The sequence below is a fragment of the Desulfosarcina cetonica JCM 12296 genome, from assembly GCF_001311845.1.
Lineage (GTDB): Bacteria > Desulfobacterota > Desulfobacteria > Desulfobacterales > Desulfosarcinaceae > Desulfosarcina > Desulfosarcina cetonica.
This window is the reverse complement of the sequence record NZ_BBCC01000155.1, coordinates 1-15,968: the sequence shown is the minus strand read 5'-3', so window position 1 is coordinate 15,968 and position 15,968 is coordinate 1. Positions and strand designations below refer to the sequence as shown.

The window sequence follows — 15,968 nt, the reverse complement described above, 5'->3', positions numbered from 1 at the left end:
GACCTGGCCCGTGCGGACCTGACCCGCGCCGTGGCCCGGCAGGCCGATTTTCAGGCAAGCCACCTGATGGAAGCGGATCTGACCGAAGCAGATCTCAATGGTAGCGATCTCTCCGGCGCCTACCTCAGGGGGGCACTGATGGTCCATGCCATTCTCACGGACACCCTGATGGCAAACGCCGATCTGAGACGGACGATCCTGCAGGCGGCTGACCTTTCCGGCGCCCGGCTGAACGCGGCCGACCTTTCCGGTGCCAATCTGAAACAGGCCCACTTGAACCGCGCCGATCTCTCCGGCGCCAACCTGGCGGGAACGAATCTGGTGGGGGCGGACATCCGTGAGGCCATCTGGACCGATGCCTACCTGGTGGATGCCGTCTGGACCAACGGAAAAAAATGCGCGCCCGGCTCCATCGGCCGTTGCGTCCAATGATCCGTAACGGATCAGCGCCTAGGAAAAGACGCTTTTGTCTATCTTCAGGACCGACCGGTCGAGCGGGTCGACGCTTCCCGGGAAGCGTCCCTCCTGGAAAACCCCAAGGGCGATCGCTTCCCTGAACTTCACGGCGAATCCGTCATTTTCACAGCGAATGACGGTGCCCATGACACTGAGTCGTTTTCCGAAAGCAAATACCGGAATCTGGATGTTGATTTTCCGCCCCATTTCGATTTTTCGACGCGTGTTGATAAAAAGCCCCCCGGCACCGATATCCCGGATCAGATCCCGAAACGTTCCTTCTTTGACGGTATATTTGGTGCTGAACACAGTCGCATAACGGGGATACTGGCGTCGGTGTGCGATGGTATTCATTTCACAGTCACTTTCTTCCGTAAATAAAATGGGCTTCTAAAAAACCATTATATCTTTCGGCCGGCAAAATTACAACTTGACGGGTTCACGCAATGGGAACAGGCCTTTGTGCACGACCGCCGATTGACACTTTTCGCCGAAGCGGATAACGTTTGGCCATTGATTATCACAGCCACAAGGAAAAGACCGCCCATGGCCGCCGTCACGATCATCCGCCTGCCCCTGGGACCCTTTCAGGTCAACACGTACATCGTCATTTGCCATCAGCGGGGCCAAGCCATCATCATCGACCCGGCGGCGGATCCCCAAACGATTATCGATACCCTCGATGCGCAGGGGGCCGTTGCCAGTCGCATTCTCAATACACACGGCCACCCGGACCACCTCCTGGCCAATGCCGCACTGCGGCGGGCCCTGGACATCCCCGTATACATGCATGCGGCGGACAGCGGCCTGTTCGCCGACGATCCGGGAATCCGCCTTTTGGAGCAACAAACCGGGCTGACCGTGGATACCATCGCCGATCGGCCGCTCAATGACGGGCAGATCCTTCGCCTGGGTGCGACCCCCCTTGAGGTGCTACATACCCCCGGCCATACGCCGGGTGGATGTTGTTTTTTGGTGGATGGGCAGCTCTTTACCGGGGATACCCTTTTTGTCGGCGATGCGGGACGCACCGACCTCGAGGGAGGCAGTCTGGATCAACTGATTCACAGTATCGAGACGCGCCTCTTGCCCCTCCCCGATACAACCGTGATTTGGCCAGGCCATGATTATGGAACAACCCCGACCAGCACGCTGGCGCGTGAGAAGCAGGAGAATCCCTACATCACCGATTTTATCTTAAACCCTTAACAGTGGGGCACGGTCAAGCGGCAAAAGGACAACCCCACGCGGAACCGACGGAGGTGCCATGCAAGCCCTTCAGGTCAATTTCATTGAAACCGACCAGTCGATCGAAAAAATGGCAGACGCAACGCCGTCGTCTTGGGAGGAAGTTTGTGAGCGCTTCGACAATGATGTCCATCGCGTCAAGACCGTGACCGATCCGGACGGTTATACGGCGCTGTACGCGTGCTATGATGAAAACAACCAGCCGGTTTACTATTTGGTTGAAGAAAATCAGGATTTGAGCCGCTTACGGCATAAAACCTTTCTTGACAAACTGGGTCGGCCGAAGGCCTAGATACGCCGCCGCGGATCAGGCGAAAGCCGGAAAAACGGCCATCCTCTATCAGCGAGAGAACCGCCGCCGTCGGCCCACCGGATTTACTCAGCGTTGATCTTGTTGCGCAATTTCCCCGAACATTTAAAGGTGACGACACGGCGCTCACGCAGGATCAGGTCGGAGCCGGTGGCCGGATTTCTACCCCGGCGTTTCTTTTTGGCCTTTACGCAGAATTTACCAAAGCCGGACACCAGTACGTCGTCGCCCTGCTCAAGGTTCGACTTGATAATCTCGAGCAGGGATTCAACCGTATCAATGGATTTTTTCTTGGTAAACCCCAGATCGTTCACCTTCGCGACGATATCGTTTTTGGTCAATGCCATTGCGCCTCCTGAGTGAATGGGTTGCCGATTGTCTCGATGGATTTGCGGGGAATTATGGACCCGGTGGTGTCACCGGGGTGTCATCCGGCCCGTTTTCTTCCTGGGGCATGACCTTGGCGACGTTCTCCATAATCGTCTTGACCCGGTTCATGATTTCGTCGATTTCCGACTTCAACGCTTCTTCGTCCCTCTCGGCCATGGGATTACTCCTTTGATTCTCTGTTCCCCAAGGGTGTCGATGTCATCCCCCCGGGTCAGCGCGGGTACTCCCCCCGGGTGTAGACGTGATCATAGCAATACGCCTGGTATTCCAGATCGGGAGCGGCATCCGAGGCTTGCTCCTGCTCACCGGCTTTTGCCAAACGGGCCAGCCATTGCGCCTTGGCATGATCGTACAGCACATCCCGCAGGATGTCCGGGGTATCGCTGACTTCGGGATTGGTTTTCAAGAACAGGGCCGCGCCCTCGATAACCGTTTTCACATTGCGGATATATTCACTGACATCCATCCGGTATTCGGCGGAAAGTTCAACGAACCGCGTCAATACCGTTTTTGCCGTCCCCTCGACCGCATCAATACAGTTCATGGGCTGCTGCTTCCATATTTCCGGATCGGGGGATGAGCCCCGGGAGGTTGACGAAACCAAAAATCGGCTTTGTTCAATAAAATCATACAGCTATTAAAAATATACGCAAGACCGGTTCCTGTCAAGCGCATTAGCGGGAAAAGCCCATGATCGGCGTCGCCCCGAATGTATGCGCGGCGAGACGCCGCGCCTCAGCGGTCCGCCAGAACTCCATCGATCTCTTCAAGAAAACGGCTGCGGGGGTTGAACTGCCCTTTGCGGAAATTGGCCGAGGTGATGTACAGGCACCGTTCCGCCCGGGTCACGGCCACGTACATGAGCCGCCGCTCCTCCTCGAGGTCCTCGGCGCGCTCCATGGACCGCCAATGGGGAAAGAGCTGCTCCTCGCAACCGACGATGAAGACCGTATGGAATTCGAGCCCTTGGCCGCGTGGACGGTGGAGAGGTTGATCCCGTGAGTTTGTTCCTCGTCGTCCTCCTTGTCTTCGCGCACCAGGGCCGCCTCTTCGAGGTACTCGGCGATGGTCTCCTTCTGGGCAGCGGCGTGGATCAACTGCTCGATATTCTCCTGGCGGGCCGTCAGGTCCATGGAATGGGAACGGGTATAGTTTTCCAGAAAATCCATGTAGCCGGTTCGCGCGAGGGTCCGCTTGATGGCTTCATCGGGCCTTAAATCCCGAATCTCGTCCAGAAGGGCCAACAGGCTGCTTAAGGACGTATAGAGTTTCTTGCTGAGGACCCGGTCGGCGACCGCCTGTCGGGCGGCGTCCTGAAGGCTCATCGCACCAACACGCATCTGGGCGATTTTCTTGACCGTCCCCGGTCCGATGCCCCGCTTGGGGGTGTTGAGGACCCGTTCGAAGGCGGTATCGTCTTTATCGAAGACCGCGGCGGTGATATAACAATTCAGGTCCATGATCTCCATGCGCTCGAAAAACCCCTTGCCGCCCATCATGTGATACGGCAGGTCGGCCCGACGGAAGGCCTGTTCAAAAGGCAGGGAGCAGAACTTGGTCCGGTAGAGCACGGCCATTTTTTCAAGGGGCACCTTCATGCGCAACAGGCCGCGGACCTTATCGACCACCCAATGCGCCTCTTCCTGGTCAGTGACGAATTCATGGGTCTCCACGACCCCGCCCTGCTTGTCCGAATAGCAGGCCTTGTCCATGCGGTTTTCATTGTGCCCGATCACATGGTTGCCCAATTGGACGATTTCGTCGGCACTGCGGTAATTCTGCTCCAGGCGGAAAATCCGGGCGCCCTTGTATTTTTCTTGAAGGACAGAAAATGCCCCACATTGCTCATGCGGAACGAGTAAATCGACTGCCAGTCGTCGCCCACGGCAAAGATGTTGCCATCCTTGAGCAGCAAGGCGGTGATCTCCTCGTTGAGGTCGTTGGTATCCTGGTACTCGTCGCACAAAATATACTGGAACCAGTCCTGATAGCGCTGGCGCACGTCGGCGTGGTCGCGCAGGAGATTGCGGGTGAGCAGCAGGATATTGTCAAAATCGACCGCGTTGGCCGCCTTGAGCACGCTCTCGTACCGCTCAAAGATGTCGATCAGGCGAATGTTGCCCTGGCGCGGGTGTTTGTCGAAATAGGCTCCCGGATGGCCGCTGTTCTTGGCATTGGATATCTGACCCAAAACCCCCATGGCATGTTTCTTGTCAAAATTGAGCCCGATCAGAACATCCTTGATGGTCTTCTGCTGGTGGTAGGGGGTGAAGATCTGCAAAGGGGTGTGGTAGCCCAAAAGCGGGCAGTGCTCCTTCAAAATCTGCAAGCAGGCGGAGTGGTAGGTCCGCACCCAGGGAAAACGCATCCGTCCCATGCCGGTCATGCGCAACAGGCGCCCCTTCATCTCGTCGGCCGCCTTGTTGGTGAAGGTGATCGCCAGAATCCGTTCCGGCGGCATTCCCGAAGTCACCAGGTGGGCGAATTTGGCCGTCAGGGTACGGGTCTTGCCGGATCCGGCGCCGGCGACCACCAGGGCCGGTGAACCGGTATGCTCGACGGCGGCCTGTTGCTGGGGGGAAAGCTGCATAAAAGATCACTCCTTGATCGAGTCGAAAATCCGGTGCCGGATGGGCGGGGAGATGCCGCCAATCGTAAACGGCGGTTGTCAAAGCGATGCGGGTTGCGTTAAAAAGGCGGCCCGTTGGCGGATATCTGCCGCACCGGAAGCCCCTTCGGGTACCGGAAATAAAAAACGGGTTCCCGCGAGGCTAACGAGGGAACCCGTGACAGGCCATGGAGCCGGCGCGCGGACTCGAACCGCGGACCTGCTGATTACGAATCAGCTGCTCTACCAGCTGAGCTACGCCGGCCGAATTGCGAAAAGTCTACTATCACGCCCCTTTATACCCGGTCAAGCGGTTTTTCCGAACCGGGTAAAAAATAGCCAAGATTGCCCTTTGTGTGCCTTTTTTAGGCGCACAGAATGTAATCGTGCCGTCATGACAGAGCCGCACCCCCGTATTCAAATTACGGAAGCCGGAACTGATTGTCATGGTCAACACATACAATTTCCCCTTCCCCATGGCCAACCTTTTTATCGATCCAACGCCATCCCGCTGCATTGGCTGTTATTTATTGACTCTATTCCCACACGCCCCCAAATTAAATCTATCGATTTGACACTTGTATAGATATTCAATAATTACTGTTAGTTCTATCTTCATAGAGATCTTTCTTCCTCCATCAGGAACATGTCATGGACCCGTTCCAGCCGTTGCCATCGAAAATCGACGGGCGTCAGACCGCCGTTATCAAAAGTACCTGCCGCCTTTGTTACAATGGATGCGGTGTGCTTGTGCGGGTTGAAAAGGGGCGTCCGATCAGTGTTACCGGTGATCCGGAACATCCGTTGAGCAAAGGCGCCCTCTGCCCCCGCGGGCGATCCGCACTGGAATTACTGAATCACCCGGATCGCCTCCGTTACCCGCTCAAGCGCTCCGGCCCTCGAGGGAGCGGACGGTGGGAACGCATCACCTGGGATGTCGCCTTGGATGAAATTGTTCGGGGGCTCAACCGTGCCCGCGATAGGCATGGCCCCCAGTCGGTTGTTTTCATGCGTGGCGGATCCAAAGGAACCAGCGACGACCACTTGAGCCGCCTGGCCAATATTTTCGGAACGCCTAATGTCTCCACGACATCGTCCATCTGCTATTCGCCCTGTTCGCTGGCATCCAAGCACACCTACGGCTTCATGGCCTATCCGGACATGGCCCATCCTCCCTGCTGCATCGTGTTATGGGGGTTCAATCCCAGGAAAACGCATCCGTCGATGTATCGGGAGCTATCGCAAGCGATGGCCGCCGGCGCCCGCCTGTTGAGCATCGATCCCTATGCAACCGATGAAAAGGCCGATCTGCAGCTACGGCCGCGGCCAGGATCCGATGGTGCGCTGGCATTGGGGCTGGCCAGGATCATCATCGAGGAGGGGCTCGAAGACCAGTCCTTTATCCGGAAGTGGACTGTCGGGTTCAGGCGGTTGTGCAATCACCTGGAACCGTATACACCCGATCGGTCCAGTCCCTGACCTGGGTGCCGGCCGACGATATTCGCCGGGCTGCGCGATTGTATGCCACGGTTCGGCCCGGTTGTATTCTCTGGGGCAACGCCCTGGAATCCGGTCCCAACAATTATCAATCCTGCCGGGCGATTTGTATCCTCCGCGCATTGACCGGCAACCTGGGCATTCCCGGATCGGATATCAGGTGGTCCGATCGGGGTGAACTCAATCGCCGATCCAGCAAGTTTGTCCGTCCGGATCTGTTGCCCGAGTCCATGTCCCGTTTACGGCTGGGTGTCAAAGCCGGGCTCCTGCCGGATTTTGCCTACGCACCCCATAACCTTGTGGCCAAGGCCATCTTGAATGACGATCCCTATCCGGTACGGGCGATCTACCTGCAAGGCGGCAACCTGTTGTGCACCAGTGCCGATGCCCCCATGATGGCCGACGCCCTCGGCAAGCTTGACTTCTTTGCCGCCACGGACCATTTCATGACCCCCACCACCGCCCTGGCAGACATTGTGCTGCCGGCAGCCTTCTACCTGGAACACGACAGCGTGGAGCAACCATGGCATTGGCCGGCGGCTTTCATCCAGCAGCGTGCCGCGCATCCCGGGGAATGCCGTGGCGAGGGAGAGATCTGCAACGACCTCTCCCGCCGTTTTGGCCGAAGCGAGCTGGCCTTTGAAAACATGGATCGGTTTCTTGATTTTTATCTCGAGCCGGCCGGCATGACCTTCGATGAATTTCGCGGCAAGGGCGTCGTCTATGGGGATGGCCAACCCCACGCCCATGAATCAGCGGGATTTCCGACCCCATCGGGGAAGGTTGAATTGTATTCGGACAAACTCGCCGAATGGGGCTTCGATCCCCTGCCGACCTACCAGGCGCCCCCACCGACCGACAACGACTTTCCCCTGGTACTGACCAGCCGGAAATCCGCAGTGTTTTATCACTCCTGCGGCCGCCAGGTCCGCTCGCTTCGCCGGGCGCACCCGGATCCCATCGTACGCTTGCACCCGGACACGGCCCGATCGCTCGGGTTGGCCAACGGGGATCTTACCAAGATCACCACTGCCAGCGGTTTCATCTGCCAGAAGGTGGTCGCGGATCAGCGCGTGGATCCGCGGGTGGCCGTGGCGGACCATGGTTGGTGGTTTCCGGAAAAAGGGGAAACAGCGGGATTTGAATGGAAACAGGCAAACTTCAACATGCTGACCGATGCCAGCGGCCCATTGAGCCGAGAGCTGGGATCGGCATCCTTGCGCGGGATGCCCTGCCGGGTCGAAGCGTACCGTGAAGGCGAATCATGAGTGCACTCGATATCCGAATCCATGACATTTCCAAACACTATGGCCCGGTAATGGCCCTCGACAGCGTCAGTTTGAATGTTGACCAGGGAGAATTTGTCACGCTGTTGGGGCCTTCGGGTTCGGGGAAGACGACCCTCCTCATGGTGGTGGCCGGCTTTGCGATGCCCGATGCCGGTACCATCTCCATCGGAAAGCACGACATTACCCATACGCCGCCATACCGACGCGGGATCGGCGTGGTTTTCCAAAATTACGCCCTGTTTCCTCACATGACCGTCCGTGAGAACATCGAGTTCCCCCTGCGTATGCGTGGGATTCTGCGGAGCAAACGACGCCGGATGGCCGATCACAGCATTGGTGTCGTCCGCCTGGACGGGTTGTCGAACCGTATGCCGGACCAGCTTTCGGGAGGACAGAAGCAACGGGTGGCCTTGGCGCGGGCCATGGTGTTCAATCCGCCCGTGCTGCTCATGGATGAGCCGTTGAGCGCCCTGGACAAAAAACTGCGCGAACACATGCAGCTTGAACTGAAGGACCTGCAGCAGCGCCTGGGGATTACCGTCCTTTATGTAACTCACGACCAGCAGGAAGCCCTGACCCTGTCCAGCCGTATCGCGGTAATCAACCATGGCCGCGTCGAACAGTTTGATCGCTCCGCTCGGATCTATGACATGCCGGCCAACCGCTTCGTGGCGGAATTCATCGGAGAAACCAATCTTTTTCCGTCCGTTGCGCTCAAAACTGATGGCAGCCGCATGGTTGCGCACCTGAAAGGCTGCGGTGACACCGAAGCCCGCGCCTGTTCAATGCTTCAGCCCGGCCAAAAAGGGTACCTGTCGGTTCGTCCGGAGAAACTCGTTCTTGTGAACGGCAGCGCCACTGATATCTGCGCACTGAAAGGACGCCTGGAAAATATCATCCACCAGGGGGACAGCATCAAATACTACATCCGGCCGGATACCGTCGACACTGCCGGCGACGGTGGGATGATCGTCATGAAAATGCACAACCGGGGAGACAGCCCGCTTAGCCGGACAGGAGAGACGATCTGCTTCGGATGGCGCCCCCGCGACGCAACGTTTGTCGCCTGACGAGTGATTTCCGGGAACGCGATGTTCCCACCGATAAACCCTATAATGATTGGAGCTGGAGTTCTCTTATGAAACGCATCCTGATTGTTGTTGCACTGTGTCTTTTTGGAATCGCCGGAATGGGCCACGCGGAAACGATCACCGTCTGCAGCTATGGCGGCACCTACAACAAAGCCCTTGAAAATGCCATCGCGAAACCGTTTACCGAAGCGACGGGCATCGAGGTCATCATGGTGTCATTCCCCAACTACGCAAAAATGAAAGCCCAGGTGGAAAGCGGCAACATTGAATGGGATGTGGTGGAACCCTCCATCAATGCCTTTTCCCTGGGAACGCATGACGGCATCTTCGAGCCACTGGATCTTGAAGGCATCCCGGCGGACGATTTTGTCAAGGGCGGGATCCAGCCTTACGGTGTTTCCACGGTTTACTACTCACACAATGTCGGCTACCGCACCGATGTCTGGCCCAAGGGCCAAGGTCCCAAATCGTGGGCCGATGTTTGGGATGTGGAGAAATTCCCCGGTCCCCGGGCCATGAAATATACCGCCTACTCCAATCTCGAGGCCGCCCTGCTTGCCGACGGTGTGCCGCCCAACCAGATTTACCCCATCGATGTGGACCGGGCCTTCAAAAAACTGGACCAACTCAAGCCGTTCATCAAGGTCTTCTGGAAAAATGGCGGCCACGCCCAGCAAGTCATGCGAACCCATGAGGCCGATCTGGGCAGCTTTGCCGCCGGCCGCATGTTGGACATCGCCAAGGAGGGGGTGCCCGTGGCATGCGAATGGAACGGATCCGTGGTGGACCTGGACTACCTGGTGATTCTGAAAGGCTGCAGGCATAAGGCTGCGGCGATGAAATTCATCAAGTTCTCAACCGACCCGAAACGCCAGGCGGAACTGGCCAAGGCCTCATTTTACGGGCCCTCCAACCTGAAGGCCTACGAATATATCCCCGATGACCTGGCGCGGCAAATGCCCAGCTACCCGGAAAACATGAAGAGCGCGGTTGTGATTAACGGCGACTGGTACCGTGAGCACGGCAAGGACGTGACCGCGCGGTGGGAAGCCTGGAAAATGCAATAGCGCAACGGTCATGTATCATCTTCTCAACCGTTTCATCCCCAAGGAAGCCTCAACCCGCCGTTGGGGCGCGGTTCTGCTCGCCGCGCCCCTGGCGGCATACCTGACTGTTTTTTATCTTGTACCCCTTTGCGGGGTGTTGCTGCGTAGCATCTTCGACCCCGGCTTTACCATTGCGCACTACACGGCACTGTGGAAGCAGCCGGTATATCTCAAGGTCCTGCTGAACACCCTGGAAATCAGCTTCTGGACGACCGCTGCGGCCATTTTGTTGGGATATCCGGTTGCGTATGGCATGACGTATTTCGGGCCTTTCTGGCGTACGTTCCTCATGGCTGCCGTGACACTCCCCTTCTGGATTTCGGTTCTGGTCAGAACCTATTCATGGATGATTATTATAGGACGGTTTGGCGTAATCAACAACCTGCTGCAGGGCCTCGGGCTCACCGAGGCGCCCCTGGAACTGATGTACAACCGTTGCGGGGTCTATATCAGCCTGACCTATGTGCTTTTGCCTTATGCCGTGTTGCCGATGCACAGCGTCATGCTTGGTATCGATCGCAGCCTGCTGTGGGCTGCAGACAGCTCGGCGCCTCGCCCTGGCAGCGCATGCGCCGGGTCTTCTTCCCCCTCACCCTGCCCGGGGTTGCCGTGGGGTTCCTGCTGACGTTCATTGTCGGTGCCGGTACCTTCGTGACACCCACGCTGATGGGAGGGCCGAAGGATACGGTCGTTGCCATGAGCATCGAATCGCAGATGGAGATCGTGAACGACTGGGGGTTTGCCGCCACCCTGGGGGTGATTCTGCTGGTGACGGTACTGCTGCTATTCAGCCTTTGCCTGCGGTTCATGGGGTTGGAATCGCTATTTGGCACAAATAACAAACCTGTCGTGACGCATGTGAAAAAGCGACGTGGGATGATAGGCAAGCTCGGAGAAACCATGGCAGGTGGAGTAGCTGCCCGATGGTCGGAACATGCTGAGAATATCCTGCAACGATGGCTCCAGGGGAGTCACCAGGCATGGGGTGCTTTTTCTTCCTTCCTGCCACGCTTCCTTTGTCATATCCCCTGGGGAGGCTGGTCATTGAAGGGGTTCTGCGCCTTGGTGGCGTTCTACCTGATTTTTCCGTTGGGGATCATTTTACCCATTGCTTTCTCCAACGACTCGGTGCTGCGTTTCCCTCCGGAGTCAATGGGCCTGGGGCTATTAGGCGCCTATTTTTCTTCCGGTGCCTGGATGCGAGCCACCTTGAACAGCCTGCGTGTCGCCGCACCGGTGAGTTTGCTGGCCACCACCCTGGGGACTCGCCGCCATGGGCATCACCCGTCTTCGAGGAAGTGCCCGTCAGGCGGCCTACGGGATGTTCATTAGCCCCCTGATACTGCCGGCGATCATCAATGCCCTGGCAATGTACTTCTTCATGGCCAAGCTCAAACTCATCGGCACCATCACCGGCCTGATCCTGGCGCATACCGTCCTGGCCGTCCCTTTTGTCATCATCGTCATGACCACCACTATCCAAGGAATGGATCAGGGTCTGGTGTGGGCTGGGTACAGCCTGGGGGCGGGGCGGCTCCGGACGTTCATTCACATTACCCTTCCGCTGATCCGGCCCGGGCTGTTCATCGCAGGGATCTTCGCGTTTATCGCCAGTTTCGACGAACTCATAGCGGCCCTTTTTATCAGCGGGGCTCGTTCGACGACATTGCCAAAACAAATGTGGGACGGTATTCGGGATCAAATGAGCCCGATTGTCGCTGCCGTGGCGGCCTTGTTAATCATTCTTGCAATGGTGTTCTTGGGCGCGGTTGCTACGATCAGGCATCGCAAACATAAAGCATGAAATGAATCAGTTAAAATAATGAACCGCCTGCAGAATATTTTTCGAGTGCGTTGGGTGGGCATGAACGGTTTTTCCAATTTGCGCGAGGGTTAACCGGTTTTCGACCGCCAGCGCTATTTCATGGATCATCTCTGTTGCAGCTTCACCAATAATGATTGCCCCAGCGATTTCGAGCGATCCATCTCGGACATAGAGCTTAACAAAAGCTGGAGCCACTTTATCAACGATGGACCGCCCGTTGGGAACCTGAGGCATGGTGAACGCTTTTATACCATCGATCTCCTTTGTAGTCCCAACTGCAGCCACTTCTGGATGGGAAAATGCGACGCGGGGTACCGCAGTTTCATCAAGAGGAAGACTGGTTTCCTGTATCAGGTTTCTGGCTAATAGCTGTCCCTCTTTCTCTGCAGCATGAGCTAGCATCATTCCGCCTGCAGCATCGCCGATACAATAGATGTGGGGAACATTGGTCTGGAGGCAATCGTTAACTTTTAAAGTTCCATTTTCAGTGTCTATTTGGGCCGCATCCAGATTTAATTCTTCTATATTAGGTCGCCTTCCGACACCAACAAGAACTTTATCAACAGTATCTGTCGTAGAGATTCCCTTGTAGTGGACTGTGACCTTACCGTTATTCACAATCAGCTTTTCAATTATTGTTTGAGTCTTGACTAAGATCCCTTGTTTGTCAAACGAGCATTGCAACGCGTGGCCAGCCTCTCTGTCCTCGCGTGGCAGAAGAGTGTCCATGGCTTCAACAATGGTGACACGGCTTCCGAAAGTATTATAGAGGGTCGCAAACTCACAGCCAACGGCACCACCGCCGATAATCAGAAGGTTGACTGGCAATTCAGTGTTTTTGAGCAAATGGTCGGTAGATAGTATATAGCGGCCATCGAAAGGAGCGAATGGTAGCTCGACCGGCTTCGAACCGGTTGCTATAATTATGGTTGAGCCGCACACTGTTTCGGTGCTGCCGTTTGTTTGCGCAACTTGAATTTCCTTGTCGGACAGAAAGGAACCTTTGCCACGAAACGCTGTAATTTTCGACATAGAGATCATCTGATGCGTCATCCCGCGTAATTGTTCCAGATCGCCGTGGGTCACATCCAGAAGACGCTGCAGATCGACTTGTTTGCACACCATATCAAGGCCATATTTATTGCTTTCTTTGGCATGGCGATAGGCTCCGGCGGCTTTGAGTAATGATTTAGTCGGCATGCAACCACGGTTGAGACAAATCCCTCCAAAGCTGTCTTTCTCATCTTGGATAAGTGCGACAGACTTGCCTGTCTTGCTCAGCGTTATCCCTGCCGCCATGCCGCCGGGACCGCCTCCTATTATGACCACATCAAAAGTTTTCATTTGCTCCCTTTCTTGGGTATTCTTATTCTCCATGTTCAAGCGTCTGTATGGCTAGGTCAATAAGCCTGCTCAATGTATTGATATCATCCTCTGTCATATGTCGAGTCATCCGTGCGACGACTTGATCGCTTTTCTCCTTCAGGATATCAACGGTATGCCGGGTTTGATCAGTGATATATACACGGGATTGACGTTTATCGTGTTCACTGCTGATTCTATAAATCAGCCCATCTCGCTCCATTCGTCGCAAGGTGTTTGCCATCGTCGGTTGCTCTACCTGGATATTTTTACAGAGCTCGGCCTGAGTTTGACCTTCCTTTTCATCCAGGCAGCAAAGTACCGGCAGTTGCCCCTGTGTTACACCAAATGGCTTGGTCTGATCATTAAGCTGCGATAACAAAAGTCGTCCCAGATAGTTCACTTTGTAGCACAGGTTTTTATCCATATTGAGGTTATCCTCCAATCGCCAAATACATAGCTGGCTATGCATATACATAGTCGGCTATGTATCTGTCAATATTTTTTTAGTATAATAATTTTGTACGTGGCTTCGTCATCTGCATTTTAAGTAGTGATTTCATACAAATAAGCGAGATGGTGTTCAGTTTTGGCTTGTTATCTGTGCCCGGTCAGAACCCCCTCATAAAACGTGACAATGCCGGGGTATTGTATGGTCTCCTGGGGATGAGGCCGCCCAAGCCACCGAGACGCCGAAAATGGCCTTTAACGCGCATGGGGCAATGGTTCTCCGGTTTTTCTTGACGCCACAAGGTGCGAATCTATACACTCGCACCACCAATGCCGTCCCTGCTTTTCAATTTATTGTTGCCCGTTAGGGTTTACCCGGTTGTCAGCGGGATCCCCCTGCGCTGTTGCCAAATTGATCCATAAAGAAAGGAAATTGACCCATGACTAAAAGTGAACAGAAAAACAAGCAGCCATTGTGGCTGGCAATGGAAGAAAAGATCCTTGGCCTTGATTCCCAGGCCGTATCGACGGACAAGCTTGAAGGGACGATTCAGAAGGTTGCCGGCGAGCTTGACGGTGACGGATTCAATGTCTCCAAGCACGGCGGCAACCTGATGCAGTTGCGCTGGGCCATCGATAAAATGCGTACGGTCGGCAAACCCATGCTCAAAGACCTCAATGCGGCTATCGCAGCGTTTACCCTGGAAGATCTTGCCGACCCCTATGCGGCGACCACCTCGCTTTTGGACAATATCGGCGGAACTTGGCCGGAACTGCGTTATCCGGACCGCCGCGGCGAAGTGATCTGGGCTGTGGAGGAGGCCAAACTCGACTTGCTGGTGGCCAAAGCGAAAGGTCTGGACGGTGACGCCGGCATCCGTTTGTTGCTTGGGGAAGAGGTCGCCGAGCCGACCATCATCGAGAAGATGCAGATTACCGACGATCAGCTGAAAGAGGTCAAGGAAACGATCAAAAAGGAGCTGGCCGAGCGTGCCCGGGTACAGGCACTGCTCGACAAGGTGGCGGACAAGCCCGAGAATGAGAAAGTAAAGCATCTTTTTGAAAACAACGTTGCGGAAGCCCTGATCACCGAAATGATGGGCGTTGGTCAGGATGTGCTTAATGCGGTCAAGAAGGCCATGGAAGAAGAATTGAAGGAAAAACAGCGCCTGGCGGAAGAGGAAGCTGCGCGTAAGAAAAAAGAGGCGGAAGGCCCTGCCCTGGAAGATATCTCTGCCGAAGACATGCTCGCCTACATCGAATCCATTCGTGAAATCATGGAGTTCAGCGATGTGGAAAAGGAGATCCGCACGATGTGCGAGCAGAGCTCCATCCCCAAGGCCCTGGTAGACATCGCGGTTACCGATCCGGGAAAATTGGATGAACTCGAGAAGAACGCCGAGGGTTGATCTCCCGATCAATCGATGAACACAGGCCGGCGGTTTAGGATGCAACAACCTGGCCGCCGGTTTTCATCCGCTGACGGCCTGGCTTCAACACCCATTTTACTAGTATTGCTGAGCCTGATATGCCATCGGGGCCTGAACGGAATAGGAAATGGGCGTGGTTGCTTAGAAATGCCCAGGCATAACAAAGCGTCTGAGTTTCCGGAATTAAACGCGATAGCCGTTCAGTCAGATTCTCCTAAATTGAGAGATTGTCCGAGCTTGCCGCAAATACAAGGAAGATGGCTTTCCGCTATAGTCGGCTATGCGGGAAGCCATCTGACGCCGTAGATGGGGTGAGATCGGCAATCCCGAAGGGTTTCCCATTTTGGCACTTTAAAGTGACGTAAGGCATTCACACTACTTTGGATTACAACATGTCCAAAATGGGAAACGCAATTTAGGATTCTCTTTGTCGGTCGTATCTTTAAAGATATTTTTGCGTTCAATCCCCCTGATGATCACATGATGCAGAATCCCCGGGGCATCCAATCGAGCTAAGCGTGGCATGAATTAAAAGTAGCCTATATGGGAGATTACGCCAAGTTATTTAGTTAATTAGGGACGTCCCTAACTCCCTTGGCATGAATTAAAAGTAGCCTATATGGGAGATTACGCCAAGTTATTTAGTTAATTAGGGACGTCCCTAACTCCCTATTGCCAGAATGAAACTAAACATTGAGAACAATAGACCGAGGACGCTAATGATTAATACAACACTTTCCATTGGCTTCCTCCTGGTTACCCGGTCCCTTGGTTTAAGGATAGGACCAGAGCAGTTATTTATCCGCCCCGGCAAATCGTACTTGCTGGGGTACCAAGCTTGTTTTCAAAGAACATAACGCCAGCTTCACGCGCGGCGGCTTTTTGTCGTCGCTGTGAAAGCAGAGG

19 protein-coding genes, 1 tRNA gene and 1 pseudogene are annotated in these 15,968 nt (G+C 55.2%); 11 read left to right on the top strand and 10 right to left on the bottom strand.

Translation table 11 applies throughout. The features are described 5' to 3' along the window. Positions 1–432, top strand: a 432-nt coding sequence (locus tag JCM12296_RS25495) for a pentapeptide repeat-containing protein (RefSeq protein WP_172684099.1), incomplete at its 5' end; no start/stop codon positions are given. 18 nt (positions 433–450) lie between these two features. Here the strand turns inward: JCM12296_RS25495 and JCM12296_RS25490 are convergent. After that, positions 451–810, bottom strand: coding sequence for a PilZ domain-containing protein (locus JCM12296_RS25490; RefSeq protein ID WP_054699189.1), 360 nt, complete (start codon positions 808–810; stop codon positions 451–453). A 192-nt stretch (positions 811–1,002) separates the two neighbouring features. Here JCM12296_RS25490 and JCM12296_RS25485 point away from each other — a divergent pair, with 192 nt between their 5' ends. Then, positions 1,003–1,665, top strand: a complete 663-nt coding sequence (locus tag JCM12296_RS25485) for an MBL fold metallo-hydrolase (protein WP_054699187.1) — start codon at positions 1,003–1,005, stop codon at positions 1,663–1,665. A 58-nt stretch (positions 1,666–1,723) separates the two neighbouring features. Then, the gene (locus tag JCM12296_RS25480) at positions 1,724–1,996 is read left to right on the top strand and encodes a hypothetical protein (protein WP_054699184.1); all 273 of its coding nucleotides are present in this window, start codon (positions 1,724–1,726) and stop codon (positions 1,994–1,996) included. 83 nt (positions 1,997–2,079) lie between these two features. On the opposite strand, the gene JCM12296_RS25475 is transcribed toward JCM12296_RS25480, so the two are convergent. From JCM12296_RS25475 to JCM12296_RS25460, 7 genes and pseudogenes are all read right to left on the bottom strand, one after another. Beyond that, positions 2,080–2,361: an integration host factor subunit alpha gene (locus JCM12296_RS25475; protein WP_054699182.1), complete on the bottom strand. Its 282-nt coding sequence runs from the start codon at positions 2,359–2,361 to the stop codon at positions 2,080–2,082. A gap of 52 nt (positions 2,362–2,413) precedes the next feature. After that, on the bottom strand, positions 2,414–2,560 hold the full coding sequence (locus JCM12296_RS38930) for a hypothetical protein (protein ID WP_157067893.1): 147 nt from the start codon (positions 2,558–2,560) through the stop codon (positions 2,414–2,416). Positions 2,561–2,615: 55 nt separating this feature from the next. After that, the gene (locus JCM12296_RS25470; protein ID WP_054699180.1) at positions 2,616–2,948 is read right to left on the bottom strand and encodes a hypothetical protein; all 333 of its coding nucleotides are present in this window, start codon (positions 2,946–2,948) and stop codon (positions 2,616–2,618) included. A gap of 191 nt (positions 2,949–3,139) precedes the next feature. Beyond that, positions 3,140–3,265 (bottom strand): hypothetical protein, encoded by a 126-nt coding sequence (locus JCM12296_RS49455; protein ID WP_306304124.1) that lies wholly within the window; start codon positions 3,263–3,265, stop codon positions 3,140–3,142. 9 nt (positions 3,266–3,274) lie between these two features. Next, a pseudogene (locus tag JCM12296_RS49450) lies at positions 3,275–4,140 on the bottom strand (3'-5' exonuclease); the annotation flags it as partial. Beyond that, positions 4,137–4,994, bottom strand: a complete 858-nt coding sequence (locus JCM12296_RS49445; RefSeq protein WP_306304123.1) for an ATP-dependent helicase — start codon at positions 4,992–4,994, stop codon at positions 4,137–4,139. The pseudogene JCM12296_RS49450 and the gene JCM12296_RS49445, both read right to left, overlap by 4 nt. A 207-nt stretch (positions 4,995–5,201) precedes the next feature. Then, positions 5,202–5,277: transfer RNA gene (locus tag JCM12296_RS25460), tRNA-Thr, on the bottom strand. Positions 5,278–5,663: 386 nt separating this feature from the next. Between JCM12296_RS25460 and JCM12296_RS25450 the strand changes: the two genes are divergently transcribed. From JCM12296_RS25450 to JCM12296_RS25420, 7 genes are all read left to right on the top strand, one after another. Further along, on the top strand, positions 5,664–6,491 hold the full coding sequence (locus JCM12296_RS25450) for a molybdopterin-containing oxidoreductase family protein (protein WP_054699175.1): 828 nt from the start codon (positions 5,664–5,666) through the stop codon (positions 6,489–6,491). Next, on the top strand, positions 6,446–7,777 hold the full coding sequence (locus JCM12296_RS25445) for a molybdopterin-containing oxidoreductase family protein (protein WP_054699173.1): 1,332 nt from the start codon (positions 6,446–6,448) through the stop codon (positions 7,775–7,777). Before JCM12296_RS25450 ends, JCM12296_RS25445 begins: the two co-directional genes overlap by 46 nt. Then, complete coding sequence (locus JCM12296_RS25440; protein WP_054699171.1) at positions 7,774–8,868, top strand: ABC transporter ATP-binding protein; 1,095 nt, start codon at positions 7,774–7,776, stop codon at positions 8,866–8,868. The genes JCM12296_RS25445 and JCM12296_RS25440 overlap by 4 nt, the downstream gene beginning before the upstream one ends. 68 nt (positions 8,869–8,936) lie before the next feature. After that, positions 8,937–9,956 (top strand): ABC transporter substrate-binding protein, encoded by a 1,020-nt coding sequence (locus JCM12296_RS25435; protein WP_054699169.1) that lies wholly within the window; start codon positions 8,937–8,939, stop codon positions 9,954–9,956. 10 nt (positions 9,957–9,966) lie between these two features. Beyond that, on the top strand, positions 9,967–10,620 hold the full coding sequence (locus tag JCM12296_RS40255; RefSeq protein WP_054699167.1) for an ABC transporter permease: 654 nt from the start codon (positions 9,967–9,969) through the stop codon (positions 10,618–10,620). Then, on the top strand, positions 10,524–11,327 hold the full coding sequence (locus JCM12296_RS25425; RefSeq protein ID WP_172684098.1) for an ABC transporter permease subunit: 804 nt from the start codon (positions 10,524–10,526) through the stop codon (positions 11,325–11,327). Before JCM12296_RS40255 ends, JCM12296_RS25425 begins: the two co-directional genes overlap by 97 nt. Beyond that, a complete protein-coding gene (locus JCM12296_RS25420; RefSeq protein WP_083456513.1) occupies positions 11,269–11,799 on the top strand; it encodes an ABC transporter permease in 531 nt (176 codons plus the stop codon). The genes JCM12296_RS25425 and JCM12296_RS25420 overlap by 59 nt, the downstream gene beginning before the upstream one ends. A gap of 6 nt (positions 11,800–11,805) precedes the next feature. Here JCM12296_RS25420 and lpdA read toward each other — a convergent pair whose 3' ends face one another. Next, positions 11,806–13,197, bottom strand: a complete 1,392-nt coding sequence (gene lpdA, locus JCM12296_RS25415) for a dihydrolipoyl dehydrogenase (protein ID WP_218188270.1) — start codon at positions 13,195–13,197, stop codon at positions 11,806–11,808. Further along, positions 13,187–13,609, bottom strand: coding sequence for a MarR family winged helix-turn-helix transcriptional regulator (locus JCM12296_RS25410; protein ID WP_054699161.1), 423 nt, complete (start codon positions 13,607–13,609; stop codon positions 13,187–13,189). Before JCM12296_RS25410 ends, lpdA begins: the two co-directional genes overlap by 11 nt. Before the next feature lie 463 nt (positions 13,610–14,072). Between JCM12296_RS25410 and JCM12296_RS25405 the strand changes: the two genes are divergently transcribed. Continuing rightward, positions 14,073–15,041 (top strand): hypothetical protein, encoded by a 969-nt coding sequence (locus JCM12296_RS25405; RefSeq protein WP_054699159.1) that lies wholly within the window; start codon positions 14,073–14,075, stop codon positions 15,039–15,041. The last annotated feature ends 927 nt before the right edge of the window (positions 15,042–15,968 follow it).

Excerpts from the sequence above, each read along its gene's own strand:
- JCM12296_RS25490 (WP_054699189.1), bottom strand. The coding sequence starts at position 810 with ATGAATACCATCGCACACCGACGCCAGTATCCCCGTTATGCGACTGTG.
- JCM12296_RS25485 (WP_054699187.1), top strand. The coding sequence starts at position 1,003 with ATGGCCGCCGTCACGATCATCCGCCTGCCCCTGGGACCCTTTCAGGTC.
- JCM12296_RS25480 (WP_054699184.1), top strand. The coding sequence starts at position 1,724 with ATGCAAGCCCTTCAGGTCAATTTCATTGAAACCGACCAGTCGATCGAA.
- JCM12296_RS25475 (WP_054699182.1), bottom strand. The coding sequence starts at position 2,361 with ATGGCATTGACCAAAAACGATATCGTCGCGAAGGTGAACGATCTGGGG.
- JCM12296_RS38930 (WP_157067893.1), bottom strand. The coding sequence starts at position 2,560 with ATGGCCGAGAGGGACGAAGAAGCGTTGAAGTCGGAAATCGACGAAATC.
- JCM12296_RS25470 (WP_054699180.1), bottom strand. The coding sequence starts at position 2,948 with ATGAACTGTATTGATGCGGTCGAGGGGACGGCAAAAACGGTATTGACG.
- JCM12296_RS49455 (WP_306304124.1), bottom strand. The coding sequence starts at position 3,265 with ATGTACGTGGCCGTGACCCGGGCGGAACGGTGCCTGTACATCACCTCG.
- JCM12296_RS49445 (WP_306304123.1), bottom strand. The coding sequence starts at position 4,994 with ATGCAGCTTTCCCCCCAGCAACAGGCCGCCGTCGAGCATACCGGTTCA.
- JCM12296_RS25450 (WP_054699175.1), top strand. The coding sequence starts at position 5,664 with ATGGACCCGTTCCAGCCGTTGCCATCGAAAATCGACGGGCGTCAGACC.
- JCM12296_RS25440 (WP_054699171.1), top strand. The coding sequence starts at position 7,774 with ATGAGTGCACTCGATATCCGAATCCATGACATTTCCAAACACTATGGC.
- JCM12296_RS25435 (WP_054699169.1), top strand. The coding sequence starts at position 8,937 with ATGAAACGCATCCTGATTGTTGTTGCACTGTGTCTTTTTGGAATCGCC.
- JCM12296_RS40255 (WP_054699167.1), top strand. The coding sequence starts at position 9,967 with ATGTATCATCTTCTCAACCGTTTCATCCCCAAGGAAGCCTCAACCCGC.
- JCM12296_RS25420 (WP_083456513.1), top strand. The coding sequence starts at position 11,269 with ATGGGCATCACCCGTCTTCGAGGAAGTGCCCGTCAGGCGGCCTACGGG.
- lpdA (WP_218188270.1), bottom strand. The coding sequence starts at position 13,197 with ATGGAGAATAAGAATACCCAAGAAAGGGAGCAAATGAAAACTTTTGAT.
- JCM12296_RS25410 (WP_054699161.1), bottom strand. The coding sequence starts at position 13,609 with ATGGATAAAAACCTGTGCTACAAAGTGAACTATCTGGGACGACTTTTG.
- JCM12296_RS25405 (WP_054699159.1), top strand. The coding sequence starts at position 14,073 with ATGACTAAAAGTGAACAGAAAAACAAGCAGCCATTGTGGCTGGCAATG.